Here is a 23,757-nt window from a genome sequence, read left to right on the forward strand (position 1 = left end):
CCGCCTACCCGCCCACCGGCCCGAGCGGGGCGGAGGCGGCCGACGAGTAGGTCGCCAGCATGTCGCCGAGGGCCAGCCAGATCGGCTGGTTGTTGACGATCTCGGCGTAGTTGACCGTCGGGCTGTTGAGGATGAGCGAGAACTGGATCGTGCCGCTGCCCGTCGGCACGTAGCCCGACAGAGACTTCGACGAGGGGATGTCGTCGTTGTACGGCGGGTTGCTGAGCGACCCGGTCTTGGCCTGCATCACCCCGGCCATCGGGGTGTCGAGGAAGTCGTCGGCGAGCGTGCCCGTCTCGCCGGCCACGGGAAGGGCGCTGCCGAACGCGTCGGTCGGCGAATGCATGCGGAGCACCTGGATGATCGCCCGGCACGTCACCCGGTTGGCTGCGCTCAGCCCCGAGCCGTCGGCGATGACGAACGGGGCCGTGTCGATGCCGAGCTCCTGGAGTGCCGTCGTCATCGCGGCGATGCCCGCGGTGCGGGAGCCTCCTGCACCCGTCGCGACGCCGAGCTCCTTGAGCAGCAGCTCGGCGGTGTTGTTGTCGCTCGTCGACAGCATCTCGGCGATCACGCCGGTGAGCGGCGTCGACGTGATGGACGTGACGACGGTGGCCTCGGCCGGGGCCGTGCCGTTCGAGGGCTCGCCGGCCACCGTCACGCCTCTCGCCTGGAGCAGTCGGGTGAGTTCGGCCGCCGCACCCCGAGCGGGAGACTCGGACACGGTCCATTCCCCGCCCGCCATCGTGCGGGCGTCGTTGGCCATCAGTCCCGACAGCGGCCCGGCCTCGGCGACGCGGATGTCGTTCGTCCACTCCTCGTAGTACGTCTCGTCGTCGTAGCGCGACCCGTCGCCGACGACGCCGCCGGTGATCTGCGTGACGCCGGCAGCGACGATCTGCTCGGCGAGGGCGTCGAGCCGCGTGGCGTCGTCGGGGATCGGATAGCCGATGATGTCGCCGTCCCACTCCGGGCTGGTGAGGAGGGGGTCGCCGCCACCCACGAGGTACAGGTCGCCGTTGACGACCCCGCCCGCCACGGCGGTGGCGCGCACCTCGGTGGTGAACACGTGGTCGGGACCGAGGATGTGGAGTGCGGCCGCCGCGGTGAGCAGCTTCTGGTTGCTCGCCGGGATGACGGCGAGGTCGGGGTTGTGGCCGCCGACGTCGATGCCGTCCACCTCGACGGCGAGGCACGAGGTGCCGTCGAGCGTGCCGGCGAACGCGCCGACCTGCTGGGCGAAGGCGTCGCCGTTGAGCTCGCGGGCGATCAGCCCGGGCACCCGGCGGAACGACAACAGCGGAGTCTGCAACGGTGCCGGTGCGACCGGCGGCGGCGATCCCGGCGCCGTCGTCGGCGGCAACGACACGTCGGCCGAGCCGCCTCCCCCGTCACCGGCCGTGAGTCGCCAGATGCCCAGCAACGCGGCGGCGGGCACGAGGACCAGGACGGCGAGGGTCGCCAGCGGGTTCCCTCCGCGCCGCGCCGGCCCGAGCGACTGTCGCGGCCTGTTCATTCAGCTCCGGCGATCGAGTTGCGGTATCGGGCGTAGCGCCAGAGGTGCCCGAGGGCGGTGACGGCCCGGTTGCCGCTCGGATAGCAGAGCCGGCCGCTCGCCCGGACGGCGGCGGGGCCGGCGTTGTCGGGATCGGCGACGGCGAGCTCGGTGGCGGTGAGGATCGGCTTGTCGGTGGCGTCGCTGAGCGCAGCGGCAGCTTCGGCGAAGCGGGTGTCCTGACGCTCGTGGTACTCGACGATGCGGGCGAGGCCGTGGTCGGGGAAGAAGCGACCCTCGCGCATCGTGCGCGCCTGGTTCGACTGGATGCCGAGACCGAGATAGACGACCGCGTCGACGTCGTCGTGCTCGGCTACGAGGCGCATCACCTCGGGAATCGTGTCACGTGTCTCGCCGCCGGCGCAGTCAATGGGGTTGTTCTTGCTCCACCGCGGCGGCAGCAGCTGGTCGATCGCGTCACGCAGGTCGTCGGGCAGGGCGAGCAGCTCGAGGTCGCGATCGCGTGTGACGGCGTCGGACGTCACGACGCCCCATCCCCCGGCCGTGGTGAGGATGGCGACGCGGGGCCCCTTCGGCAGCGGCTGCGTGGCGAACGTCGCGGCGGCCTCGAACGCCTCCTCCACGGTGGCGGCGCGGGTGATGCCCGCGGCGCGACACTCGCCGTCGAAGATCTTGTCGTTGGCGGCGAGGGCGCCGGTGTGGCTGGCCGCCGCGCGTGCGCCTCCTTCGGTGGCGCCGCCCTTGAGGAGCACGAGCGGCTTGCGGGCGGCGGCGCCGGCGAGCTGATCGAACAGGCCGCGCCCGTCGGAGATGCCCTCGAGGTAGGCGAGGCCGACTCGCGTGGCGTCATCGGCGGCGTAGAAGTCGAGGTAGTCGGCAACCGACACCGCGGCGGCGTTGCCGGCCGACACGGCACGGGAGATGCCGACGCCGGTGGACCGCGCGTAGTTGAGGAAGCTGGAGACGAAGTTGCCACTCTGGCTGGCCACGCCGATGTGGCCGGCCGGCGGATACGGCGCCACGATCTGCGCGCACAGGGCAGCCGGGGTGCTGACGACGCCTTGGCCGTTGGGGCCGGCGAGCAGGATGCCGAGCTCGTCGGCGAGGGCGATCAGGTCGGCTTCGGCGCGCCTGCCCTCCTCCCCCGCCTCACCGTAGCCGGCCGAGGTCAGGAACGCCGCCCGCACACCCTTCGCCGCGCACGCCCGCAGCAGGTCGGGGTTGGCGGAGGCCGGGGTGCAGACGAACACGAGGTCGATGGCGCCGTCGGGCAGCTCGGCCACGTCGGCGACGGTGCGGATCCCGAGCACCTCCTCGCCCTGCAGGTTGGTGCCGTAGACGCCGCCGGCGTACCCCGACGCCAACAGGTTGTGCAGGGACACGAACCCGAACTTGCCGGGATGCGTGGACGCCCCGGCGATCAGCACGCCCCGCGGCTCGAACAGCGCCCCGAACTGCTCGGTGGTCGGCTTGGCACGATTCTCAGCCGTCTGTGGTTGCATTTTTGCAACCACAGGCGGCTGAGAATTGGAATCCTGCGTCAGTTCGACGAGCGCGTCGACGGCGACGGGCCGGCCGTCGGCACCCACGATCAGGGGGTTGACGTCGATGCTGGCGATGTCGGGACGGTCGGTGATCGCCTGGCCCAGGCCGACGAGCGTGGTCACGAGCACGTCCCGGTCCACCGCCGCCTCGCCCCGGAACGGGCCGAGCAGCGCCTGGGTGGCGAGGTCGTCGATCATCCCGGCCGCCGTGGCCGGCGACACGGGTGCCGGGCGGAACACGACGTCGGCCACCGCTTCGGCCAGGATGCCGCCGACCCCGAGCATCACCGTTGCACCGAACTGGGGGTCGCGCAGGACGCCGACGATCAGCTCCCGATTGCCCTTCACCATCGGCGCGACGAGGACGGCGACGTCGCCGTCGTCGGGCGTGGCGGCAGCCAGCAGCTCGTCGGCCGCCACCTGAACGGCCGATGCGTCACCGAGGTTGAGGCGGACGAGGCCGCGCTCGGTCTTGTGGGCGATGGCGTCACCGTTGAGCTTGGCGACCACCGGGAAACCCAACTCGGCCGCGGCCTTGGCGGCCTCGGCGGGTGTGGCGGCGACGCGCTCGCCGGCGATCGGCACGCCGTAGCCGGCGAGCAACTCCTTGGACGCCGTCTCCGACAGCGTCCGGGTCGCAGGAGCGGGACTCGCGGTGGGGGCAGACGTCTCGTGCACGCGGTCACCGTAGCCAGGCACCTCTGCCGCGGCTGAGATCGTGCCGGTGGCCGAATCGTTCAAGACGGCGTGGCGTCGGTCACCGTAGCCTCGGCCCATGAGTCCTCGATTCGATCTCGTCGGCATCGTCACGGCCGATCTCACCGCCTCGCTCGCGTTCTACCGACGCCTCGGTCTGGACATCCCCGACGGCGCCGAGAACGAGCCCCACGTCGAGACGACCTTGCCCGGCGGCGTGCGCCTGGCGTGGGACCCGGAGTCGACGATCGCCGCGTTCGACCCCTCCGGGCCGCGCAACCCGAACGGCCGCATCGGCCTGGCCTTCTTGTGCGACGATCCGGCCGAGGTCGATCGCGTCCATGCCGAACTCGTGGCCGCCGGCGCCCGTAGTCATCTCGAGCCGTTCGACGCCTTCTGGGGTCAGCGCTACGCCACGGTGTTCGACCCCGATGGCAACACCGTCGACCTCTTCGCGCCGACGTCGAGCGGCGACGCCGACGGCTGACCCCGAGGTGCGTCCTCGCCGCGCCCGTCAGCCCGGCAGGCGGACGCTGAACGTGGTCACGGCCTTGGCGATCAGCCGGCCGCTGGTGTCGAACGCCTCGCTCTCGCCGAAGATCGTCCGCTTGCCCTGGCGCACCACCCATCCTTCGGCGATGGCATCGCCCTCGGTGACGGCGCCGATGAACTGCACGTGGAGGTCGACGGTCGAGTACTGGCTCTTGGGCGGCAGCATCGCGCCGATCGCCGGCACGAGCGCCGAGTCGAGCAGCGTGGCGATCGCTCCGCCGTGCATGATCCCGGCCGCCTGGAGGAGGTCGGGCTTGAACGGCAGCCGCAGCCGGCAGTAGCCGCGGCGGACCTCTTCGACCTGGAGGCCGAGGAACGCCGGGAACGTCCCGGATCCGGGCTTGCCGAACTTGCGCCATCGGGCGTCACTCTCGGCGTCGACGGGCTCGAATTGCTCGGCACGGGGGAAGTCGGGCATCGGCGCACCGTAGCGAGTCCTCGCCGTCCCGAGCCATGTCGGGCCGCGGTGCCGCGGCGACCGACGGCGGTCGATCAGGGAACGAGGGCGGAGCGGAAGAAGGCGAGGATGTGGTCGCGCCGCTGGGCGAGCGCCCGCGGGTCGAGCGGGTCGATGTCGAGCAGCCCTTCGAGGAACGGGGCGTCGCTGAAGTAGCTGAGCAGCGCTCCGTAGCCGGTGAGGAGGAGCTGGGACGGATCCTGCTCGCGGAACGTCCCCTTGGTCATCTCGCGCCGGAAGTAGTCGACCGCCTGGTCGAACATCGGGCGCAGCACCCCGGCCAGATCGATACCGAGGTGACCGCCGCCGTCGATCGCCTCACGGCGGACCAGGCGGACGTATTCGGGGTTGTCGGCGAAGTACTTGAAGCCGGCGCTGAGCACCAGCTCGACCTTGGGCCAGCCGACCGTCGGTGACTCGACGGCGACGTGCAGGCGCTCGAACCAATCCGACAGGAGCCGTTCGAACACCTCGCCGTACAGCGCTTCCTTGGACGGGAAGTGGTGCAGGAGGCTCGGCCGGCGGATCCCGACCCCGGCGGCGATGTCGTTGAGCGATGTGCCCTCGTAGCCGTTGAGGGCGAAGCAGTTGACCGCCTCGTCGAGGATGATCTCCCGTGTGCTGCGAGCCGGCATGCCATGGGCAGCAGTGGCGGTGAGGCTGCGCCGCTCCGCTCGCACGGACGACGACGGGTCGCCGGTGGCGTCCGGTCGCGGTACAGGGGGCACGCCGAGAGCGTATCTCTTGGCGACTCGCCTACCTACTGGTAGGTAGATCCAGCTACAGTGACGCGATGCGCACTGTCCTTGTCGCCCTGGTGGTCGGCGTCGGCATCTCGCTGATCGCCAACATGGCCACGACCGTCTACCTGCACCGGGCCCTGTCTCACCGAGCGCTCACACTGCGCGCGCCAGCGGCTCATGCCTTCCGGTTCGTGTTGTGGATCTCCACGGGGATCCGGCCCCGCCAGTGGGTCGCCGTGCACCGCAAACACCATGCGTTCACCGACGTCGAGGGCGATCCCCACTCGCCCGTGCTCCACGGCTGGGTCACCGTGCAGATGAAGAACCTGGTGATGTACCGGCGCGAGGCCCACAACCCCGAGACCATCGAGCGCTACGCCAAGGATCTCCCCGCCGACCGACTCGACCGGGTCCTGTACGACCGGGCCCTCGTCGGCCTCGGCATCGGTGTGGCACTGCTGTGCCTCGTCTTCGGCTGGCAGGTGGGGCTGCTCGCCGCCTTCGTCCACGTCAACATGTACCTGGGAGGTTCGGCGGCGGTGAACGCGATCGGCCACCACTTCGGCCGCCGTCCCTACGACAACAACGCCGGGAACCTCCAGTGGCTGGCCTTCCTCACCGCGGGTGAGGGGCTGCACAACAACCATCACGCCAAGCCGACGTCGGCCCGCCTGTCGCATCGTTGGTACGAGATCGATCCGGGCTGGTGGCTGATCAAGGCACTGACGTCGATGCGCCTCGCCAAGGTGCGCGTGATGTCCGGCGCCGCCAACGGATTCGCCGCCGCTCGGGACCGGGCCAGCAACGCCGCCCACGTGGCCAAGGCGAGGGCCAGCGCCGCCGCCGAAGCCGCCTCGTCGGCCGCGTCGGCCGCGGCGACCCACGTCGCCGAAGCCGCCGCGACGGCCAAGTCCGCCGCGGCGTCCGCGGTCAACTCGCCGGCGCCCTCCAACTCCAACGCCTGACGCTTCGGCACCGCGCAGCCGGCTCCTCGCTCGGGACGTGGCGGCGTGGGGTCGAGATCGTGCCGCATTCCGGGACGGCCAGCGCCTCGCGCGATCCTGTTCGATCAGGCGTGCCGGTCGAGCAGCGTCGCGTCGCCGAAGGACAAGAAGCGGTAGTCGTTGGCCATCGCCTCGGCGTAGAGCCGGCGCCAGCGCCCGCCGATCACCGCCTCGACCAGCATCAGCAGGGTCGTGCGGGGCATGTGGAAGTTCGTCATCAGCACGTCGACCACCTGGACGGGAGAGCCGGCGTGGAGGAACAGCTCCGTGCGACCCTCGAGGCGCCCCGTGGCTCGTGCGCTCTCGAGCGCCCGCACCGACGTCGTGCCCACAGCCACGACGCGCCGGGCGTCGGTCACGGCCTGCCAGGTCTCGGCGGGGACGCGGTACCGCTCGCTGTGCATGCGATGGTCGAGCGGGTCGGCTTCGGTGACGGGGGCGAACGTGTCGAGACCGACCACCAGCTCCACCCGCCGGACGTCGATGCCGCGATCGGCGATCGCGGCGAACACGTCGTCGGTCAGGTGCAGGCCTGCTGTGGGCGCGGCAGCCGAGCCTGGAGTCGCGGCGTAGACCGTCTGGTATCGCTCGGGCCGGTCGAGCTTGGTGTGGATGTAGGGCGGCAACGGCATCTCGCCGTGGCGGGCCAGCACGTCGAGGACATCGCCCTCGCCGAGCACCGTGACGGTGAATGTGTCGCCGGCTTCGGTCCGTTCGCCGATGGCGACGACCGCGTCGCCGGACGGCGCGTAGAGCACCGAGCCGGCCGGCAGCTTCCTGGCCGGCCGGACGAGCGCCTCCCACTCCCGACGCTCGGCGTCTCGGGGCTCGAGGAGCAACACCTCGCTTGCTCCCCCGGTCGCACGACGGAGGCGAAGCCGGGCCGGGATGACCTTGGTCTCGTTGACCACCAGCACGTCGCCGTCCCGCAGCAGCGACGGCAGGTCGCGCACGTGCAGGTGGTCGGGGTCGGCGTCCCCCCGATCGACGAGCAGCTTGGCGGCGTCACGCGGCTCGATCGGCTCCTGGGCGATCCGTCCCGGATCGAGCGGGTAGTCGAGATCCTCCAGGCGCATGGAGGTGAGGCTACGGTCGTTCGCATGGCAGCCGATCGGGTGACGCAGCGGGTGGACACGATCTCGTTCGGCGAGGCCGGTTCGATGGACCTTCACGTCTGGACGCCCGCGATCGTGCCCGCACCGGCGGTCCTCCTGGTGCAGGAGATCTTCGGTGTCGGCCCCTACATCCGCTCGGTGGCCGAACGCCTCGCCGAGGCCGGCTACCTCGTCGGTGCCCCCGACATCTTCTGGCGCTTCCACCCCGGCTGGGTCGCCGAAGCGACGCCCGAGGGGACCCAGGCGTCGATCGGCAAGGTCGCCGAGCTCGACGTGAACCAGGCGATCGACGACTGCGGCGCAGCGCTGACCCACCTCGCCGGGCTCGACGATGTCGAGGGCGTGCCGGCCGTCCTCGGCTTCTGCCTGGGCGGCACCATCGCCTACGGGGTGGCCGCCCGCTTCGAGCCGTCGGCGTGCGTGAGCTACTACGGCTCCGGCGTGCCGGCGCTGCTCGACCAACTGGCATCGGTGACGTGCCCGACGCTCTTCCACTTCGGGAGCGCCGACCCATACATCCCCGGCGCTTCGATCGAGGCGCTGGCCGAGGCCGCCGCGGCGTTCCCACACATGGCGGTCAACGTCGAGATCGCCGGGCACGCGTTCGACAACCCGGCCCCGATGTACCACGACGAGGCGGCGGCCCGCGCCGCCTGGTCGAAGACGATGGCGTTCCTCAGCCAGCACCTTCCCGTGCGGTCGGGCTGAGACCGGCGAGACGCCGAGCCCGGCGATCCCAGCCGGCGCTCGTGCCGAGCAGCCAGGCCACGGCCTCGGCAAGGCGCTCTGTGGTAGCCCGGTAGTGCACCTCGCGGCCGGCCCGTTCGGCGGCCACCAGACCGGCTTCCTCGAGCGCCTTGAGGTGCTTCACGATGGCCTGGCGGGTGAACGGGAACGCCTCGGCGAGCACCGTCGCCGACTGCGGCCCGGTGTGGACGAGTCGTTGGAGGACGTCGCGGCGGGTGGGGTCGGCGAGGGCGTCGAACAGCTCGTCGAGCGGACGCCGCCCGGTCACACCCGGGTCGTCGCTCGCGCGCGCATCCACACGCAACACGCCCGCACCTCCCAGGCGATCGAGGCCGTCGCCGCCGCCGTGGCGACCGGCGGGAACACCTCGACGATGCGCAGGACCGAGCGTGACACTGACTCGACGACCGTCAGCTCGACGGACGAGGCGAGATCGGGCCGATCGGTGGGCCACCAGGCGAACCGCACACTGCCGTCCGGGTCGACGGACGACACGCCGACGGTGCGCTCCTCTCCCCCGTCGACCACCGTGCCACCCGCACCTGGGGCCACCTTCACGGCGGCTTCGTCGACCAGCCAGTCGGCCCATCGTTCACCGTCGGCGATCAGGTCCCACAGCTCGCCGGCCGGGAGGTCGAGTTCGATGTCGCGCGTGACGACGGTGGGCTCGGATGCAGTCACGTCAGCCATCCCCACACGATACCGCAACCTGGCGGTTGCACCTCGGACCGACACGGGATACCGTTATGTGCAACCCGTCAGTTGCACATCAGGAGAATGCCCCCATGCTGATCCCCACCGTCATCGAGTCCAGCTCCCGCGGTGAGCGGGCCTACGACATCTACTCGCGGCTCCTCGGCCAGCGCATCGTCTTCCTCGGCACGGCGATCGACGACAACGTCGCCAACCTGATCGTGGCCCAGCTGATCCACCTCGAGTCGGAGAGCCCCGACTCGGACATCTCCCTCTACATCAACTCGCCGGGCGGCGACATGACCGGTCTGTTCGCCATCCACGACACGATGCAGTACATCGCGCCGGACGTCGCCACCATCTGCGTCGGGCAGGCCTCGTCGGCCGCCGCCGTACTGCTGGCTGCCGGGGCGCCCGGCAAGCGCTCGACGCTCCCCAACGCCCGCATCATGATCCACCAGCCCCACGGCGGCGCCCAGGGCCAGTCGGTCGACATGGAGCTGGCCGTGCGCGAGATGGTCGAGATGCGCACCCGCATGGTCGAGATCCTCGCCAAGTCCACCGGCCAGGACATCGCCAAGATCGCCGCCGACATCGACCGCGACTACACCGTGCGCGGCAGCGAGGCCGTCGCCTACGGTCTCGTCGACGACGTGATCGAGCGCCGCCAGCTGGCCAGCGCCGCCCAGGCCGTCGTCGCCGCCTGAGCTCGCGCTGAGGGCGTTACGGTTGGTGCCTGGCACCAACCGTAACGCCCTCAGCCGAACAGGCCGGGCTGGTCGTCGGGGCGTTTGGGCGGTATGAGGCCGAGGTGGTCGAAGGCGGCGGGCATCGCTACCCGGCCGCGAGGGGTGCGGGCGATCAGTCCGAGCTGGATGAGGAACGGCTCGTAGACATCCTCGACCGTCTCGGTCTGTTCGCCGACGGCGATCGCCAGCGTCGACAGCCCGACGGGGCCGCCGCGGAACTGCTGGCACAGCGCAGTCAGCACCGCTCGGTCGGCCTTGTCGAGACCGCGCTCGTCGACCCCGAACACCGACAGCCCATCGCGTGCCGTGGTGGCGTCGATGGTGCCGTCGCCGCGCACCTCGGCATAGTCCCGCACCCGGCGCAGGAGCCGGTTGGCGATGCGCGGCGTGCCCCGTGAGCGCCGGGCGATCTCCCAGGCGCCGTCGGTGTCGATGCGAACGTCGAGGATGCCGGCCGCGCGGGTGACGATGGCCTGCAGCTCGTCGGACTCGTAATACTCGAGGCGGGCGACGAGACCGAAGCGGTCGCGGAGCGGACCGGTGATCATGCCCGTCCGGGTGGTGGCGCCGACGAGCGTGAACGGGGGCAACGTGAGACGGATGCTCGACGCCGCCGGCCCCTTGCCCACCACGATGTCGAGCTGGAAGTCCTCCATCGCCGGGTAGAGGATCTCCTCGACCGAGCGGGAGAGGCGGTGGATCTCGTCGACGAACAGCACGTCGCGCTCGCCCAGCTTGGTGAGGATCGCCGCGAGGTCGCCCGCCCGCTCGAGCGCGGGACCGGACGTGACGTGCAGGCCGACCCCCATCTCGGCGGCGACGATGGTGGCCAGCGTCGTCTTGCCCAGTCCCGGCGGTCCGGCGAACAGCAGATGGTCGACCGCCTGGTCGCGGCGCCGTGCCGCCTCGAGCACGATGCTCAGGTGCTCCTTCAGCTCGCGCTGGCCGACGAACTCGTCGAGGTGCCGGGGCCGCAGTCCCGCCTCGAGGGCCTCCTCGCCGTCGCTGGTGACGCGGGGTTCGAGGAACTCGTCACGCACGGCGCGCTCCCAGCAGCTTGAGCGCGTCACGCAAGACGGTGGACGCGTCGCCGGCCGGCGCTGTGGACTCGGCACCGAGCTCGCGGACCGTGTCGCGGATCTCTTCGGGGCTGTAGCCGAGACCGGCGAGCGCCTCGCGCACAGCGCCCATCACCGAGCCGGCCGAGCCGTCGCCGGTCTCGCCGAGCATCGGCAGCGAGAGGCGGTCGCGCAGTTCGACGAGCAGGCGCTGGGCCGTCTTGGGCCCGACGCCGGACACCGCCTTGAGGGCGCCGACGTCGTTGCCGGCGACGATGTCGACGAGCGCGGCCGGCGGGTAGGTGGCGAGGATCGCCATCGCCATCGCCGGACCGACGCCGTGGGTGGCGATGAGCGTCCTGAACGTCGTGACCTCGTCGCGCCCGAGGAACCCGAAGAGGGCCTGGTCGCCCTCACGGATGTGGTGGTGGATGTAGAGGAACGCCGCCGACGTCGGTTCGAGCTCGGCGAGGGTTCGCGGTGTGACGGCGACCTCGTAGCCGACCCCTCCGACGTCGATGAGGACGGTGGAGTCGCCCCAGCGCTCGAGCACCTGTCCCCGCAGCGAGCCGATCATCGACCGGCCGCCTTGCGGACGCGATCTCGCATCGGCGCGGTGGCGAGATGGCACAACGCGAGGGCGGCGGCGTCGGCCGCGTCGGCCGGCTGCGGTGGACGCGTGAGGCGAAGTCGGGCCTGGACCATCTTCTGCACCTGCTCCTTCGGCGCTCCGCCCCAGCCGGCGATGGCGCTCTTGACCTCGTTGGGGGTGTATTGGGCGACCTCGCAGCCGGCCGTGGCGGCCTCGGCGAGGGCGAGCCCACTGGCTTGGCCGACGCTCATCGCCGTGCGCACGTTGACCTGGAAGAACACGTGCTCGACGGCCACCGCGTGCGGTTGGTACTCGGCGATCAGCGACGCCAGCTCCTTGCGGAGGGCGGCGAGACGCTGGGGCAGCGCATCGGACGGTGGCGTGCGGATGACGCCCATCGCCATCGCCGTGGGACCGGACCGGTCGACGACGGCGTAGCCGCAGCGCGTCAGGCCGGGGTCGATGCCGAGGACCCGGAACTGCGACGCGGCGAACACAGGTTCGCAGGCTAGCGCACCACCCCGAGCGCGGGGTGTATCCCCGTGCGGTAACAGATGGTGCCAGGCACCATCTGTTACGGCGAGGCTCAGAGCGAGCGGAGGACGGCGACGAGCTCGGTGGCCGGGCGGAACGTGAGCCCGGCGATGGCTTTGTGGGCGTAGCGCACGATGCCGTCGGCGTCGATGACGAAGACGCTGCGTCGCGGGAACCCGATGGGACCGAGGGTGCCGTACGCCCGGGCCACGGCCTTCTCGGTGTCGGCGAGCAGCGGGAACTTGAACCCGTACTTCGTGGAGAAGCGCTCGTGGCTCTCGAGGCCCTGCGGCGAGACCCCGAGCACCTGGGCGTCGAGCTCGTTGAACGACTCGAGTCCGTCGTTGTAGTCGTTGAGCTGCTTCGTGCAGACCGACGTGTCGTCGCCTGGGTAGAAGGCGAGCACGACGGGGCGGCCGCGGAAGTCGGCCAGGGAGTAGTCGGCCACCCCACCGCCTGGGGCGGTGCCCGGCAACGTGAAGGCCGGGGCGGTGTCGCCGACCGAGATGCTCATCAGTCGTCGGCCAGCGCGGCCATCACCTCGTCGGCGATGTCGAAGTTGGCGAACACGTCCTGCACGTCGTCATTGTCCTCGAACGCCTCGATGATCCGCAACACCTTGCGGGCCTCCTCGGCTGTGGCGATCGGGACGAGGTTGTCCGAGACGAGCGGCGTGTCGGCCGACTCGATGGCGAACCCGGCGTCCTCGAGCGCCTGGCGGACGTCGAACGTCGCCGACGGCTCGGTGCGCACCGTCCACGTGTCGCCGTCGCGGGCCACGTCCTCGGCGCCGGCGTCGATGGCCGCCATCATCAGCTCGTCCTCGTCAGCCGCGCCGTCGACCTGGATGAGGCCGCGCCGGGCGAACTGCCACGACACGGACCCAGGCTCGGCCATCGACCCGCCGAGCTTGCTGAACACACCACGAACCTCGGCGCCGGTGCGGTTGCGGTTGTCGGTGAGCACCTCGATGAGCATCGCCACGCCGCCGGGCGCGTAGCCCTCGTAGGTGATCGACTCGTACGTGCCGCCGTCACCCTCGCCGGTACCGCGCTTGATGGCCCGATCGATGGCGTCGTTGGTCATCTGCGCGCCCCTGGCCTTCTGCACCGCCGTGCGGAGCGTCGGGTTGGCGTCGATGTCGCCGCCCCCGGCGCGCGCCGAGACCTCGATCTGGCGGGCCAGCTTGGCGAAGAGCTTGCCGCGAGCCTTGTCGGCGGCGCCCTTCTTGTGCTTGATGGTTGCCCATTTGGAATGACCGGACATGTCAGTTCGTGCTTCCCGTGTGACTGGAGTGGGTGGGATCGGTGGGTGTGGAGCCCTCGAGGAGGCCGAGGAACTGCCCGTGGAGCCGGGCGTCGGCGGTGAGCTCCGGATGGAAACTGGCGGCGACGATGGAGCCGTGGCGAACGAGTACCGGCTCGCCGTCGTGCCGGGCGAGCACCTCGACACCGTCACCGACCGCCTCGATCCGCGGGGCGCGGATGAAGACACCGTGGAATGGGGTGTCGAGGCCGGCGACCACGAGCTCGGTCTCGAAGCTGGCGATCTGACGACCGTAGCCGTTGCGCCGGACCGTGATGTCGAGCGCCCCGAAGTGCCGCTGGTCGTCACGCCCATCACGGATCGTTCCGGCCAGCAGGATCATGCCGGCGCACGTGGCGAACACGGGCATGCCGTCGTCGATGCGCTTGGCGATGGGGTCGAACAGCTCGGACGACGTGAGCAGGTTCGACATCGTGGTGGACTCGCCACCCGGCATCACCAGGCCGTCGACCATCCGCAGTTCGATCGGCGTGCGCACCTCGCGCACGGACGCGCCGAGGGCGCGCAGCCGGTCAGCGTGGGCCCGGAACGCTCCCTGCAGCGCCAGGACGCCGACCGTCGGCGTTCCCCGGCCACGCAGGCCGATCACCGGATCCACCTGGGGGCTCCGACGGGTACTGCGGCATGCGGGCTACCAGCCCCGCCCGGCGAAGCGCTGGGTCTCGTTGATCTCGTCCATGGCGATGCCCGTCATCGGGGCACCGAGGCCGCGACTCACCTTGGTGAGGATGGCCGCGTCGCGGAAGTGCGTGGTGGCCTCGACGATGGCCTTGGCGCGGGGCGCCGGATCGTCGCTCTTGAAGATGCCCGAGCCGACGAAGACCGCCTGGGCGCCGAGCTGCATCGCCATCGCCGCGTCGGCCGGGGTGGCGATGCCGCCGGCGCAGAACAGCGGGACGGGAAGCTCGCCGGCGGCGGCGACTTCCTGCACGAGCGGGAGGGGCGCCTGCAGCTGCTTGGCCCAGTCGAACAGTTCGGCCGAGTCGGCCTGGCCGAGCTTGCGGATGTCGCCGAGGATCGAGCGAAGGTGGCGGACCGCTTCGACGATGTTGCCGGTACCGGCCTCGCCCTTGGAGCGGATCATCGCCGCGCCCTCGGAGATGCGGCGCAGCGCCTCGCCGAGGTTGGTGGCTCCACAGACGAACGGCACGTCGAACGCCCACTTGTCGATGTGGTGCGACTCGTCGGCCGGGGTGAGCACCTCGGACTCGTCGACGAAGTCGACGCCCATCGACTGGAGGATCTGGGCCTCGACGAAGTGACCGATGCGGGCCTTGGCCATGACGGGGATCGACACGGCCTGCTGGATGCCGTCGATCATCTCCGGATCGCTCATACGGGCGACGCCGCCGTCGCGGCGGATGTCGGCGGGCACACGCTCGAGGGCCATGACGGCGCAGGCGCCGGCGTCCTCTGCGATCTTGGCCTGCTCGGGCGTGACGACGTCCATGATGACGCCGCCCTTGAGCATCTCGGCGAGCCCCCGCTTGACGGGGAACGTGCCGGTGCTGCTGGCGTTGCTGGATTCGCCCGAACTCATGGGAACAATCGTACCGACCGCTCCTCTGGTTCACCTGGTCTGATAGCGCTCCTGAACCGCCCGGACGGCCGGCAGTTGCCGCATCGTCGATCGCAGCCGCGCGTGAGGTCGAGATCGTGCCGGATTCCGCGACGGTCCGCGCCTCAAGCGTTGGCGTTGCGGTCGCGGCCGGGTTCGGCTCTGTGGCGGGTGCGGTTGCTTGCCTCGAGGGCGGAGGTGCTGGGTTGCGGCGGTGCTGCGCGGCCCGGCTCCGTCATGGGTCGAGACGGGCGCGTGAGGCTGGGATCGTGCCGGAATCCGGGCCGATCAGCGCCAGCCACCGCCGACAGCCCGCGTGAGGCCGGGATCGTGCCGCAATCTGGGACGATCAGCGCCTCACGCCGCCCAAGGCCTCCGGTCAGGTGGCCGGGAGTGGCCCGACGAGCTCGACCCACGTGCGGCCGGGGGTCAGCGTGATCGGCGCCCCGGCGGCGTCGGTGAGGGTGAACGGATCGGTTCGGGTCGCCCGGGACCACTCCCCTGTCACGGCGACGCCGTTGCGGTACACGACGACCGGGCCCGACCCGACGGTGAACGCTTCAGGGCTCCGACTGTCGGCCGCGCTCCATACGTATTCCACGCCGAGCACCACGACGTTGTCGGTGCTGACCCACGAATCGTCGCCGAGCGTGTGCTGTGCCCCGTGCTGCTGGCGGAAGTACGTCTCGGCCTCCACGTCGTACTCCCACGTGACCGGCACGGCGGCGAAGGCGATGTCGATGAACGAGGCCGCCTCGCCGGCGGGCACCGCGACGTCGTGGTCGAACGGCGCGGTCGCTGGCGCGGCGTCGCCGGCGAGCTCGAACAGCTCGGACGTGTTGGCGAACAGGTTGTGCGGGGCGGGGTACACGTCGTCACGGAACATGCCGTCGCCCTGGCCGAGCACGACGAAATCGGTCGCCGCCAGGGCCGACACCACGGCCTCGTTGCCGCCCGACGTGGCGAGCACCACGCCTCCGAGCGACGCGAGGAGGTCGATCTCGGTGGTGCGGGCGCTGCGGATCGGCCCCACGGGGTCGGACCCCCCGGAGTTGAACACGGCGGCGAGTCGGGTCGTGCCCTCGGCTTCGTACTCGAAGACGATGTCGGCGTCGTCGAGCCCGGACTGCCGGTACGCCGTGTCACCACAGCAGTTGTCGATCGTGACCACGAGTGCCGGTCGCCCCGCGGTTGCCGGATCGTCGACCGGCAGCCCGGTCAGCGGGTACACGCCGTCACCGGACGGCACGGTGGCGGACGCGATCGTGGCCGGCGCCACGAGGGCGCCGGCCACGATCGGCAGGATCCATGTGGCGGCCCTCATGGGGCCACCGTACCGTTGCTCCCGGTCGCCGCCGTCCGGAGGGTATCCACCCACCTCGGGCGGCGAACCGGAGGGTATGTACCCCACCGAAGCGTCAGGTATTTACCCTCCGGTGCGAGAGGGGGTAAATACCCTCCCGTTGTTCTGGGGGGTCAGGCGGGGGTGTCGCCGATGGAGGCGCCGGTCTCGGCCAGCTCGACGACGGTGCGGCCGGGCGTGAGCACGATCGGGTTGCCGCTGCCGTCGGTGAGTGTGAAGGGCTGCGAGGCGTCCTCGCGCGTCCAGGTGCCCTCGGTCTTCAGGCCGTTGGCGTACACGACGGCGGGGCCGGTGCCGGTGGTCTGCGCCTCCGGGTTGCCGTCGGACGAGTTGCCGTACGGCACGACCAGGACGATCACGTTGTTGGTGCTGAACTGGCCCGTGGTGGTGTCGTGCGTGTCGCCGTTCACGGAACGCAGGAACAGCCCCTGGGCCGCGTCCCACGTCCACTCGACGTTGCGCCCGGCCATGTCGACGTTCATCGACGACACCGGCGAACCGGCCGGGGTGCCGTACTCGAACTGGGGCACCGCTTCGCCGGACTCACCGGCGAGGGCGAAGAACTCCGACGTGTTGCCGAACAGGTTGTGCGGGGCCGACCGGCTGCCGTCGCGGAACATGCCGTTCCCCTGGGTGAGCAGCGTCCAGCCGGTGGCCTGAAGGGCGCCGACGACCGTGTCGTTGCCACCGGAGAAGGCGAAGATCGGATCGTTGTAGCTGCTGAACAGGGCGACGTCCTGCACGCGACCCGAGCGGATCGGCCCGACGGGATCGGAGTCGGTGGAGTTGAACACGGCGGCGAAGCGCGTGGCCCCCTCGACGATCTCCTCGAAGACGATGTCGGCCTCGTTGAGCCCGGCCTGGGGCTGGGCGTTGACGTTGTCGATCTTGACGATCAGGGCCGGACGGGGCGTGTAGTCGGCGGGGGCGACCACGCCGGTCAACGGGTAGGTCACGGCCGGGGCCGCCGTGGTGGTGGGCGCCTCGGTGGTGGTCGTCGCCTCGGTGGTGGTGGGCGCGTCGGTGGTGGCCGTGGTGGCGGGGGCCGCGGACGACGCGCCAGCGGCGGGCTCCGAATCGGGCGGCGCGGAGGTGGCGCCGGCGACACCGGCCGACACGGCGAGTGTGCCGACGGCGACGGCGGCGATGAGACGGGCGGAGATGAGGCGGCGGGCCTTCATGGTGGGTTACAGCTCCTTCAGCAGTGCGATGCGCTCTTCGAGCGGAGGATGGGTGTCGAAGAGACGGTGGACCGACCCTAGGCGGCCTCGATCGCCGACGCCGGACATTGGTTGTTCGATCCACATGTGAGCGGTCGCAGTACTAGCCGAGTGCGTGACGGTTGTGTCGTCGCGCAGCTTCTCGAGCGCCGAGATCAGCCCCGGGGGGTAGCGCGTGAGCTGGCAGGCGGAGACGTCGGCCAGGGTCTCGCGCTTGCGCGAGATTGCCGCCTGCATCGCCCTGGCGATGATCGGGGCGAGGATCAACAGGGCGAAGCCGAAGATGGCGAAGAACGGGTTGCCGTTGTCGTGGTCGCCCTGGCGGCGGTTGCGACCGCCGTTCCACCACATCGTGCGGATGGCGATGTCGGTGATCAGCGCCACGGTGCCGACCAGGGTGACCGCGAGCGTGGCGACGAGGATGTCGTAGTTCTTGATGTGCGACAGCTCGTGGGCGATCACGCCCTCGAGCTCGACGCGGTTGAGCTTCTCGAGGAGTCCGGTGGTGACGGCGATCGCCGCGTGGTCGGGGTTGCGGCCGGTGGCGAAGGCGTTGGGCGCCGGGTCGTCGACGATGTAGATGCCCGGCTGGGGGAGGCCGCTGGCGATGCACAGCCCTTCCACGAGGTTGTAGAGACGCCGGTACACCTCGGGGTCGGCGGGTTTGGCGCGCGACACGGCCAGGGCGATCTTGTCGGCCTTCCAGTACGACGTGAACGCCATGATGGCGGCGATGACGAGCGCGATCGCCATGCCCCACGGACCGAAGCCGGCGAGGTAGCCGGCCGCCGCGCCGATGAGGATGGCGACGAGCACGAAGCCGACCACCAGGCCGGCCGAGCGACGTTTGTTGGAGCGGATCTGTTCGAACATCAGCGGGCCTCAGCGCAGGGCAGCGGCGTGCGGGCGCGCCGGATGAGCGGCTCGCCGTGCCGGCGAGAGCGGATGGCAGCCACGGTCAGAAACTGACGTTGGGAGCGGTGCGCGCAGCCTCGTCGGCCTCGAAGTACTCGCGACGCTCGAACTTCAGCAACCGGGCGTAGAACACCGTCGGGAACTGCTGGAGCTTGTTGTTGTAGGCCAGCACGCTGTCGTTGTAGAACTGCCGCGCGTAGGCGACACGACCCTCGGTGGCGGTGAGCTCTTCCTGCAACTGGAGGAAGTTCTGGTTGGCCTTGAGGTCGGGATAGGCCTCGCCGAGGGCGAAGATCGACTTGAGGGCGCCAGACAGCTGGTTGTCGGCCTCGGCCTGGGCGTGCGGCGTGTTGGGCGCGGCGATGGCGGCGTTGCGGGCCTGGATGACCTTCTCGAGCGTGGCCTGCTCGTGGGCGGCGTAGCCCTTGACGGTCTCGACGAGGTTGGGGATGAGATCGAGGCGGCGCTTCAGCTGCACGTCGATCTGGGACCAGGCGTTCTCGATCTGGTTGCGTCGCCGGATGAGGCCGTTGTAGGCGGCCACGAGGTACACGGCGATCAGCACCACGATCACGCCGATGATGATGAGAGCGATCATGGCGAGTCAGTGTACGGCTCGCCGCCATCCCGATCGTGGACATAGCCGGGACCCGGCCCGCCCAAGCGGCCTGACGGCCTAGCCTCACCGCCCATGCCGCGCAATCCCTCCGTGCTGCGCATCGGTCTCGTGTCGCCCTACAGCCTCACGGTGCCGGGCGGCGTGCAGGCCCAGGTGATCGGCTTGGCCAGGGAGCTGCGCCGGCGGGGCCACGAAGCACGGGTGCTCGGACCGTGCGACGGACCCCCGCCCGAATCGTTCGTCACGCCGCTCGGTAACAGCCTGCCGACGGCGGCCAACGGCTCGATCGCTCCCCTGGCGCCCGACGCCCCGGCCGCGCTGCGCACCATCCGCGCCCTGCGCGACGAGGAGTTCGACGTCGTCCACGTGCACGAGCCCCTCGCTCCCGGTCCGTCGATGACCTCGGTCGTGCTGCGCAGCGCGCCGCTGGTCGGCACGTTCCACGCCGCCGGCACGTCGGCCAGCTATCGCGTGTTCACCCCGTTCCTCCGCCGGCTGCTGCGCAACCTCGACTGCAAGGTCGTCGTGTCGAAGGACGCGCTCGATCTGGTCGAGTCCCACCTCGGCGGCAACGGCTACCGGGTGCTGTTCAACGGCGTCGACATCGCGTCGATCGAGTCGGCCACGCCGATGCCGGCGGTGGCGCCGACGATCTTCTTCTGCGGTCGTCACGAGGAGCGCAAGGGCCTCGCCGTGCTGCTCGACGCCTTTGCCGAGCTGCCACCCGAGGCCCGGCTGTGGATCGCCAGCGACGGTCCCGACACGCCCATGCTCAGGGCGCGCACCACGGGCGACGAGCGGATCAGCTGGCTCGGGCGCATCGACGACACCGAGAAGTTCGCCCGGCTGCGCGGCGCGACAGTCTTCTGCGCCCCCTCTCTCCACGGCGAGTCGTTCGGCGTCGTGCTCATCGAAGCGATGGCGGCCGGGACGCCGGTCGTCGCCAGCTCGCTCGACGGCTACCGCAACGTCGCCACCGACGGCGTCGATTCGATCCTCGTCCCGCCGGGCGACGTGCACGCCCTCGCCGACGCGCTGCAGCGGACGCTCAGCGATGCGGCGCTGCGCGAGCGGCTGCGCATCGCCGGCTCGAGCCGGGCCCACGATTTCTCGATGCGCCATCTCGCCGACGAGTACGTGGCGATCTACCGCGAGCTGATCGACCGGCCCCCGCGCCTCTGACCGCCGGTGACCGAGGCGCCGTCGCGGGAGGCCGTGCCACCATCGACGACGGTCCCGGAGGTACCGTCGGGGCGATGGACCGCCGGCGTCGCCTTCGGATTGACGCGGGACTGGTCGCCCTCGCCGCGATCGGTGCGCTCGCCGGCTGCAGCGCGATCACCGAGGGCGGCGCCAACGACACGCTCGCCCCGCTGCCTCCTCCGGGTCAGGGAGCGATCGTGACACAGGCACCCCTGCCTCCGGCCGAGACGTCGGCGGCCACGACGTCCGCGCCCGGCACCGTGGCCGACGACGACAGCGACCCCACGTCCGTCGCCGGCCGGTACCTGAACGCGGTGGCCACGAACAACGCCGCCGCGGCGGCCGCCCTGCAGACCGGCGAGACCGACCCGAACACGTTCACCTGGGCGGTCGCCACCTACGAGACCACGGTGAGCGTGGCCGGCGATGGGGCCTGGGGCAGCCCGTCCTGCGCGGCGCCGGCCGGGACGACGGTGAGATGCACCTGGATGCAGAACGATCCGGGGACGTCGTTGGTGTTGGTGTCCGACGGGACGTCCTGGCGGGTCTCCCATCCGCTGGCGGTGCCTGCGTCGGGGCCGCCGGCATCGATCGGCCAGGCCTGCATCGTCGGCGACAAGGGCGTGAACTTCCGCGGCGGCCCCGGCACGGGATGGCCACGGTTCGAACAGCTGCCCCCGGGTACCTGCATGTCGGTGCTCGACGCCACCGTCACCGACTCCGAGGGCGCCTGGCGCCTCGTCGATGCCGACGGCCGGCTCGGATGGTTGGTCGAGCGCGTGCTGCGCTTCCAATGATCCCGGTCCGGGCGATCGCCACGCTGGCCGCAGTCGCGACCCTGGGTGGCCTTGCGCCCGCCGCCGGCGCCGGGCCGACGCCACCGGGCGATGGTCCCGTCCGCGAGCCGGTCGAGACCTGGAGCACCGAGATCGCCTGTGCGCCGCCCGCAGGATCGCAGCGCACATGCACCCTAGGGTTCGGCAACGGAGCGGTGTACCTGTTCGAACACGACCGTCCGGACGCCCCCGGTCAAGGGCGCCTGCGGTCGCTCGATCCCGTGACGGGCGTGGAGCAGTGGTCGGTCGACACGGCGCCGGCCGAGCGGCTCACGGTGTCCCACGAGGTGATCGTGCTCGGCGACAAGACCCACGTGGAGGTCGTCGACGCCGAGAGCGGCACCTCCAACTTCACGCGTTCGGGCCGCCTCGTCGAGGTCAACGACTACGGCGTCGTGCTCGTCGAATCACCGCCGGCCGCCGACGGGGCCCGCTCGATCGAGGCCGTCGACGGAACGACGGGCGCCACGAGGTGGACCGTCGAGCCGGGGTTCGACGTCGGGGCCGTCTGCCGCGACATCGTCGTGCTCGTCTCCGCCGCGGGGACCCCGCCCCGGCCGTTCGAGGTGGTCGAGCACCACACCGGCGTCACGCGCTGGTCGGGCGAGGAGCCGTTCGACCCGATGACCGACATGCTCCGGTGCAACGGACCGTGGCTCTACACGACCGACCGCGAGGCCCTCACCGAGTGGGACTCGGTGGTGGGCTGGCTGAACTGGGAGACGCCGATCGACGGCGGGGCGACCGCAGTCGAGATCTACCGCGACGTCGCCCTCGTCAGCGGCTCGGCCGACGACACCGTGACCGCCGTGAAGCGCGAGACGGGCGAGGTGGTCTGGAGTCAACCCGCCGACGTGCTCGGCGCGGTGGTGTCGACGCGTGCTCGGCTGCGCCGAGACGATTCGACGGTGTTCGTGGTCCCACCACTCACCGGCGAGGTGACGGATCGCATCGAGCTTCCCGACGGCGGGGACTCGGTCCGTTTCGTGGCCGCCTCGGAGTGCCGTCTCGTCGTGGCCTCAGGGCCGACGGTCACCACCTTCGGCGTGCGGGATCTCGTCGAGACCTGGTCGCTCGTCCTCGAGGAGACGCCGGGCGACATCGGCGTGGCGTCGGGAACGCTCGTCGTGCGCCTCGGCGATCGCGTCCTGGGGTACCGCTCGCCCGCCGACGCGGGGATCACGGCATCCGATGCGACGCCACCGTGCACGTTCTGACGCACGCGTGCGTGTACGTTCGCGGGCGGGCAGACAGGGGCATCGGATGACCACCCGGCGGACACAGGCCGAGCGCAGCGCTGAGACGATCGAGGCCTTGATCGTGGCGACGCTGCGCACCCTCGAGGAAGTCGGGTACACCCGGGCGACCACCGAGGAGATCGCCCGTCGCGCCGGCGTGTCGCAGGGCGCGCTGTTCCACCACTTCGACACCCGGATCGACCTCATCGCGGCGGCAGTGCACCGCCACGAGGCCACGGTGGTCCGCATCATCGACGAAGCGGTGGCGTTCGTCGGCGCCCACGGCTTCGGCGTCAACGACGATCCCGTGGTCTTCATCGAGGCGTTCGTCGCCCAGGTCCAGCATCCCCGCAACGCCGCCCTCCTCGAGGCCCTGCTCGGGGCCCGCGGCGACGATCAGCTGCGCGACGACCTCCACCGGGTGGTCGATCGGATCTTCGATTCGGTGCGTCCACTGATCATGCGGCACCCCAGCTTCTCCGGTCTGTCGTCCCAGGCGCTCGACCAGTGGATCCACCTGTTCCGCGACTACCTCGCCGGAGACGCCATGTGGAAAGCCGTCGGGCTTCCAGGTGAGGCCGAGCGCGACCGTCTCCAGGCGCTGGCGGAGTTCGCCCGGCGTCTCGCCGCGTGAGGTTGCATCTTGAATTGCGGGAATTGGTTGTGGATCTCCCTACCAAGAGTTACAGTGTCGTTGCTCGCAATCTTTGGCAGCCCTCGTTCGGAACCACTGGCGGAAGTGGCTCCGGACACTGCCAGGTCAGGTAGAACCACCAGGGCGACGCGGCGGATCGCCTTCGGTGGTTCTACCCCGAGCACCCTCCCCCGCTGCGTCGGGCTCCCGTGACCCAACCGCGCCCCCGGATGACCCAGGCCGAGCGCCGGGCCCGCACGGTCGCCCTCATCCTCCAGGCGACGATCGATGCGATCATCGAGCTCGGCGTCGACGGCGCGACGATTCGCGAGATCTGTGATCGCGCCGGAGTCTCGCAGGGTGGGCTCTTCCGGCACTTCCGGACCCGCAACGACGTGCTCCTCGCCGCCCTGGAACTGGTCCAGGAGCGCCAGACCGAGGCCGTGGCGGCGGTGGTCGCGGCGACCGAGGATCCCACCGACGACGGGTGGCTCGAGGCGCTGGCGCGGCGCGCCGATCACCCGGAGAACCTCGTCCGGTTCGATCTGCTGCTCGCCGCTCGGACCGACCCCGACCTGCAACCCCGCGTGGCCCAGCTGCTCGCCGAGCAGGACGAGATGCTGTACGCCGCGGCGATCGTCCATCCCGTGTTCTCGAGGTTGTCGGACCGGTCACGGCGGTGCTGGGTCGACATCCTGCGACGTGTCGTGCAGGGCGGTGCGCTCAACCGCATGATCGACGTGGACGTCGGCACGGTGTCGGAGCGGGCGGCCACCCTGATCGCCCTGTTCCAGTCGCTCGAAGCGGCCGATGCGGCCGGCGCCGCAGGCGCGGACGGAACCTGA

At 70.8% G+C, this 23,757-nt stretch carries 27 protein-coding genes; 9 read left to right on the forward strand and 18 right to left on the reverse strand.

The features are described 5' to 3' along the window. Positions 1 to 4: 4 nt before the first annotated feature. The gene (dacB, locus tag DN771_RS11435) at positions 5 to 1,516 is read right to left on the reverse strand and encodes a D-alanyl-D-alanine carboxypeptidase/D-alanyl-D-alanine endopeptidase (RefSeq protein ID WP_116997514.1); all 1,512 of its coding nucleotides are present in this window, start codon (positions 1,514 to 1,516) and stop codon (positions 5 to 7) included. Further along, positions 1,513 to 3,738, reverse strand: coding sequence for an acetate--CoA ligase family protein (locus tag DN771_RS11440; protein ID WP_162941821.1), 2,226 nt, complete (start codon positions 3,736 to 3,738; stop codon positions 1,513 to 1,515). Before DN771_RS11440 ends, dacB begins: the two co-directional genes overlap by 4 nt. Before the next feature lie 97 nt (positions 3,739 to 3,835). Here DN771_RS11440 and DN771_RS11445 point away from each other — a divergent pair, with 97 nt between their 5' ends. Then, positions 3,836 to 4,243: a VOC family protein gene (locus DN771_RS11445; RefSeq protein ID WP_116997516.1), complete on the forward strand. Its 408-nt coding sequence runs from the start codon at positions 3,836 to 3,838 to the stop codon at positions 4,241 to 4,243. A gap of 27 nt (positions 4,244 to 4,270) precedes the next feature. Here the strand turns inward: DN771_RS11445 and DN771_RS11450 are convergent, their stop codons facing one another. Together DN771_RS11450 and DN771_RS11455 are read right to left on the reverse strand one after the other, a co-directional pair. Further along, positions 4,271 to 4,726: a PaaI family thioesterase gene (locus tag DN771_RS11450; RefSeq protein WP_116997517.1), complete on the reverse strand. Its 456-nt coding sequence runs from the start codon at positions 4,724 to 4,726 to the stop codon at positions 4,271 to 4,273. Between the two features lie 74 nt (positions 4,727 to 4,800). Then, on the reverse strand, positions 4,801 to 5,493 hold the full coding sequence (locus DN771_RS11455; protein ID WP_162941822.1) for a TetR/AcrR family transcriptional regulator: 693 nt from the start codon (positions 5,491 to 5,493) through the stop codon (positions 4,801 to 4,803). Between the two features lie 65 nt (positions 5,494 to 5,558). Between DN771_RS11455 and DN771_RS11460 the strand changes: the two genes are divergently transcribed. Next, positions 5,559 to 6,473: a fatty acid desaturase gene (locus tag DN771_RS11460; protein ID WP_116997519.1), complete on the forward strand. Its 915-nt coding sequence runs from the start codon at positions 5,559 to 5,561 to the stop codon at positions 6,471 to 6,473. A gap of 104 nt (positions 6,474 to 6,577) precedes the next feature. Here the strand turns inward: DN771_RS11460 and queA are convergent, their stop codons facing one another. After that, complete coding sequence (queA, locus tag DN771_RS11465) at positions 6,578 to 7,588, reverse strand: tRNA preQ1(34) S-adenosylmethionine ribosyltransferase-isomerase QueA (RefSeq protein WP_116997520.1); 1,011 nt, start codon at positions 7,586 to 7,588, stop codon at positions 6,578 to 6,580. Between the two features lie 24 nt (positions 7,589 to 7,612). On the opposite strand from queA, the gene DN771_RS11470 reads away from it, so the two are divergent. Then, positions 7,613 to 8,335: a dienelactone hydrolase family protein gene (locus DN771_RS11470; protein ID WP_116997521.1), complete on the forward strand. Its 723-nt coding sequence runs from the start codon at positions 7,613 to 7,615 to the stop codon at positions 8,333 to 8,335. Here the strand turns inward: DN771_RS11470 and DN771_RS30040 are convergent. Both DN771_RS30040 and DN771_RS30045 read right to left on the reverse strand, forming a co-directional pair. After that, on the reverse strand, positions 8,304 to 8,642 hold the full coding sequence (locus DN771_RS30040) for an ArsR/SmtB family transcription factor (protein ID WP_205528545.1): 339 nt from the start codon (positions 8,640 to 8,642) through the stop codon (positions 8,304 to 8,306). The genes DN771_RS11470 and DN771_RS30040 overlap by 32 nt on opposite strands. Further along, on the reverse strand, positions 8,639 to 9,064 hold the full coding sequence (locus DN771_RS30045) for an SRPBCC family protein (protein ID WP_205528546.1): 426 nt from the start codon (positions 9,062 to 9,064) through the stop codon (positions 8,639 to 8,641). Before DN771_RS30045 ends, DN771_RS30040 begins: the two co-directional genes overlap by 4 nt. 56 nt (positions 9,065 to 9,120) lie before the next feature. On the opposite strand from DN771_RS30045, the gene DN771_RS11480 reads away from it, so the two are divergent. Beyond that, a complete protein-coding gene (locus DN771_RS11480; protein WP_205528547.1) occupies positions 9,121 to 9,774 on the forward strand; it encodes an ATP-dependent Clp protease proteolytic subunit in 654 nt (217 codons plus the stop codon). Between the two features lie 50 nt (positions 9,775 to 9,824). Here DN771_RS11480 and ruvB read toward each other — a convergent pair whose 3' ends face one another. From ruvB to DN771_RS11535, 11 genes are all read right to left on the reverse strand, one after another. Then, positions 9,825 to 10,856, reverse strand: coding sequence for a Holliday junction branch migration DNA helicase RuvB (ruvB, locus tag DN771_RS11485; protein WP_116997524.1), 1,032 nt, complete (start codon positions 10,854 to 10,856; stop codon positions 9,825 to 9,827). Further along, positions 10,849 to 11,451: a Holliday junction branch migration protein RuvA gene (gene ruvA / locus DN771_RS11490; protein ID WP_116997525.1), complete on the reverse strand. Its 603-nt coding sequence runs from the start codon at positions 11,449 to 11,451 to the stop codon at positions 10,849 to 10,851. Before ruvA ends, ruvB begins: the two co-directional genes overlap by 8 nt. Continuing rightward, complete coding sequence (ruvC, locus tag DN771_RS11495; RefSeq protein ID WP_116997526.1) at positions 11,448 to 11,963, reverse strand: crossover junction endodeoxyribonuclease RuvC; 516 nt, start codon at positions 11,961 to 11,963, stop codon at positions 11,448 to 11,450. Before ruvC ends, ruvA begins: the two co-directional genes overlap by 4 nt. Before the next feature lie 89 nt (positions 11,964 to 12,052). Next, positions 12,053 to 12,514: a peroxiredoxin gene (locus DN771_RS11500; RefSeq protein WP_116997527.1), complete on the reverse strand. Its 462-nt coding sequence runs from the start codon at positions 12,512 to 12,514 to the stop codon at positions 12,053 to 12,055. After that, positions 12,514 to 13,266: a YebC/PmpR family DNA-binding transcriptional regulator gene (locus DN771_RS11505; protein ID WP_116997528.1), complete on the reverse strand. Its 753-nt coding sequence runs from the start codon at positions 13,264 to 13,266 to the stop codon at positions 12,514 to 12,516. Before DN771_RS11505 ends, DN771_RS11500 begins: the two co-directional genes overlap by 1 nt. Position 13,267: 1 nt before the next feature. Then, positions 13,268 to 13,915: a pyridoxal 5'-phosphate synthase glutaminase subunit PdxT gene (pdxT, locus tag DN771_RS11510; RefSeq protein WP_227462317.1), complete on the reverse strand. Its 648-nt coding sequence runs from the start codon at positions 13,913 to 13,915 to the stop codon at positions 13,268 to 13,270. A gap of 42 nt (positions 13,916 to 13,957) precedes the next feature. Next, a complete protein-coding gene (gene pdxS / locus DN771_RS11515) occupies positions 13,958 to 14,866 on the reverse strand; it encodes a pyridoxal 5'-phosphate synthase lyase subunit PdxS (protein WP_116997529.1) in 909 nt (302 codons plus the stop codon). A gap of 397 nt (positions 14,867 to 15,263) precedes the next feature. Next, complete coding sequence (locus DN771_RS11520; RefSeq protein ID WP_116997530.1) at positions 15,264 to 16,208, reverse strand: DUF3048 domain-containing protein; 945 nt, start codon at positions 16,206 to 16,208, stop codon at positions 15,264 to 15,266. 152 nt (positions 16,209 to 16,360) lie between these two features. Beyond that, complete coding sequence (locus DN771_RS11525; RefSeq protein WP_162941823.1) at positions 16,361 to 17,428, reverse strand: DUF3048 domain-containing protein; 1,068 nt, start codon at positions 17,426 to 17,428, stop codon at positions 16,361 to 16,363. Positions 17,429 to 17,434: 6 nt separating this feature from the next. Next, positions 17,435 to 18,340: a M48 family metalloprotease gene (locus DN771_RS11530; RefSeq protein WP_116997532.1), complete on the reverse strand. Its 906-nt coding sequence runs from the start codon at positions 18,338 to 18,340 to the stop codon at positions 17,435 to 17,437. Between the two features lie 85 nt (positions 18,341 to 18,425). Next, positions 18,426 to 18,980: a LemA family protein gene (locus DN771_RS11535; protein WP_116997533.1), complete on the reverse strand. Its 555-nt coding sequence runs from the start codon at positions 18,978 to 18,980 to the stop codon at positions 18,426 to 18,428. 93 nt (positions 18,981 to 19,073) lie between these two features. Here DN771_RS11535 and DN771_RS11540 point away from each other — a divergent pair, with 93 nt between their 5' ends. From DN771_RS11540 to DN771_RS11560, 5 genes are all read left to right on the forward strand, one after another. Continuing rightward, on the forward strand, positions 19,074 to 20,183 hold the full coding sequence (locus DN771_RS11540; RefSeq protein ID WP_227462318.1) for a glycosyltransferase family 4 protein: 1,110 nt from the start codon (positions 19,074 to 19,076) through the stop codon (positions 20,181 to 20,183). Between the two features lie 74 nt (positions 20,184 to 20,257). Then, positions 20,258 to 21,001: an SH3 domain-containing protein gene (locus DN771_RS29465; protein WP_162941824.1), complete on the forward strand. Its 744-nt coding sequence runs from the start codon at positions 20,258 to 20,260 to the stop codon at positions 20,999 to 21,001. Beyond that, positions 20,998 to 22,257 (forward strand): outer membrane protein assembly factor BamB family protein, encoded by a 1,260-nt coding sequence (locus tag DN771_RS11550; protein WP_162941825.1) that lies wholly within the window; start codon positions 20,998 to 21,000, stop codon positions 22,255 to 22,257. The genes DN771_RS29465 and DN771_RS11550 overlap by 4 nt, the downstream gene beginning before the upstream one ends. A gap of 46 nt (positions 22,258 to 22,303) precedes the next feature. Next, positions 22,304 to 22,912 (forward strand): TetR/AcrR family transcriptional regulator, encoded by a 609-nt coding sequence (locus DN771_RS11555; protein WP_162941826.1) that lies wholly within the window; start codon positions 22,304 to 22,306, stop codon positions 22,910 to 22,912. 230 nt (positions 22,913 to 23,142) lie between these two features. Then, complete coding sequence (locus DN771_RS11560) at positions 23,143 to 23,757, forward strand: TetR/AcrR family transcriptional regulator (RefSeq protein ID WP_116997537.1); 615 nt, start codon at positions 23,143 to 23,145, stop codon at positions 23,755 to 23,757.

The sequence above is a fragment of the Desertimonas flava genome (assembly GCF_003426815.1).
GTDB lineage: Bacteria > Actinomycetota > Acidimicrobiia > Acidimicrobiales > Ilumatobacteraceae > Desertimonas > Desertimonas flava.

What these genes read in the sequence shown, in the direction of transcription:
- dacB (WP_116997514.1), bottom strand. Translation starts at nt 1,516, where the DNA reads ATGAACAGGCCGCGACAGTCGCTCGGGCCGGCGCGGCGCGGAGGGAAC.
- DN771_RS11445 (WP_116997516.1), top strand. Translation starts at nt 3,836, where the DNA reads ATGAGTCCTCGATTCGATCTCGTCGGCATCGTCACGGCCGATCTCACC.
- DN771_RS11450 (WP_116997517.1), bottom strand. Translation starts at nt 4,726, where the DNA reads ATGCCCGACTTCCCCCGTGCCGAGCAATTCGAGCCCGTCGACGCCGAG.
- DN771_RS11460 (WP_116997519.1), top strand. Translation starts at nt 5,559, where the DNA reads ATGCGCACTGTCCTTGTCGCCCTGGTGGTCGGCGTCGGCATCTCGCTG.
- queA (WP_116997520.1), bottom strand. Translation starts at nt 7,588, where the DNA reads ATGCGCCTGGAGGATCTCGACTACCCGCTCGATCCGGGACGGATCGCC.
- DN771_RS11470 (WP_116997521.1), top strand. Translation starts at nt 7,613, where the DNA reads ATGGCAGCCGATCGGGTGACGCAGCGGGTGGACACGATCTCGTTCGGC.
- DN771_RS30045 (WP_205528546.1), bottom strand. Translation starts at nt 9,064, where the DNA reads ATGGCTGACGTGACTGCATCCGAGCCCACCGTCGTCACGCGCGACATC.
- DN771_RS11480 (WP_205528547.1), top strand. Translation starts at nt 9,121, where the DNA reads ATGTGCAACCCGTCAGTTGCACATCAGGAGAATGCCCCCATGCTGATC.
- ruvA (WP_116997525.1), bottom strand. Translation starts at nt 11,451, where the DNA reads ATGATCGGCTCGCTGCGGGGACAGGTGCTCGAGCGCTGGGGCGACTCC.
- DN771_RS11500 (WP_116997527.1), bottom strand. Translation starts at nt 12,514, where the DNA reads ATGAGCATCTCGGTCGGCGACACCGCCCCGGCCTTCACGTTGCCGGGC.
- DN771_RS11505 (WP_116997528.1), bottom strand. Translation starts at nt 13,266, where the DNA reads ATGTCCGGTCATTCCAAATGGGCAACCATCAAGCACAAGAAGGGCGCC.
- pdxS (WP_116997529.1), bottom strand. Translation starts at nt 14,866, where the DNA reads ATGAGTTCGGGCGAATCCAGCAACGCCAGCAGCACCGGCACGTTCCCC.
- DN771_RS11520 (WP_116997530.1), bottom strand. Translation starts at nt 16,208, where the DNA reads ATGAGGGCCGCCACATGGATCCTGCCGATCGTGGCCGGCGCCCTCGTG.
- DN771_RS11525 (WP_162941823.1), bottom strand. Translation starts at nt 17,428, where the DNA reads ATGAAGGCCCGCCGCCTCATCTCCGCCCGTCTCATCGCCGCCGTCGCC.
- DN771_RS11530 (WP_116997532.1), bottom strand. Translation starts at nt 18,340, where the DNA reads ATGTTCGAACAGATCCGCTCCAACAAACGTCGCTCGGCCGGCCTGGTG.
- DN771_RS11535 (WP_116997533.1), bottom strand. Translation starts at nt 18,980, where the DNA reads ATGATCGCTCTCATCATCATCGGCGTGATCGTGGTGCTGATCGCCGTG.
- DN771_RS11540 (WP_227462318.1), top strand. Translation starts at nt 19,074, where the DNA reads ATGCCGCGCAATCCCTCCGTGCTGCGCATCGGTCTCGTGTCGCCCTAC.
- DN771_RS29465 (WP_162941824.1), top strand. Translation starts at nt 20,258, where the DNA reads ATGGACCGCCGGCGTCGCCTTCGGATTGACGCGGGACTGGTCGCCCTC.
- DN771_RS11550 (WP_162941825.1), top strand. Translation starts at nt 20,998, where the DNA reads ATGATCCCGGTCCGGGCGATCGCCACGCTGGCCGCAGTCGCGACCCTG.
- DN771_RS11555 (WP_162941826.1), top strand. Translation starts at nt 22,304, where the DNA reads ATGACCACCCGGCGGACACAGGCCGAGCGCAGCGCTGAGACGATCGAG.
- DN771_RS11560 (WP_116997537.1), top strand. Translation starts at nt 23,143, where the DNA reads ATGACCCAGGCCGAGCGCCGGGCCCGCACGGTCGCCCTCATCCTCCAG.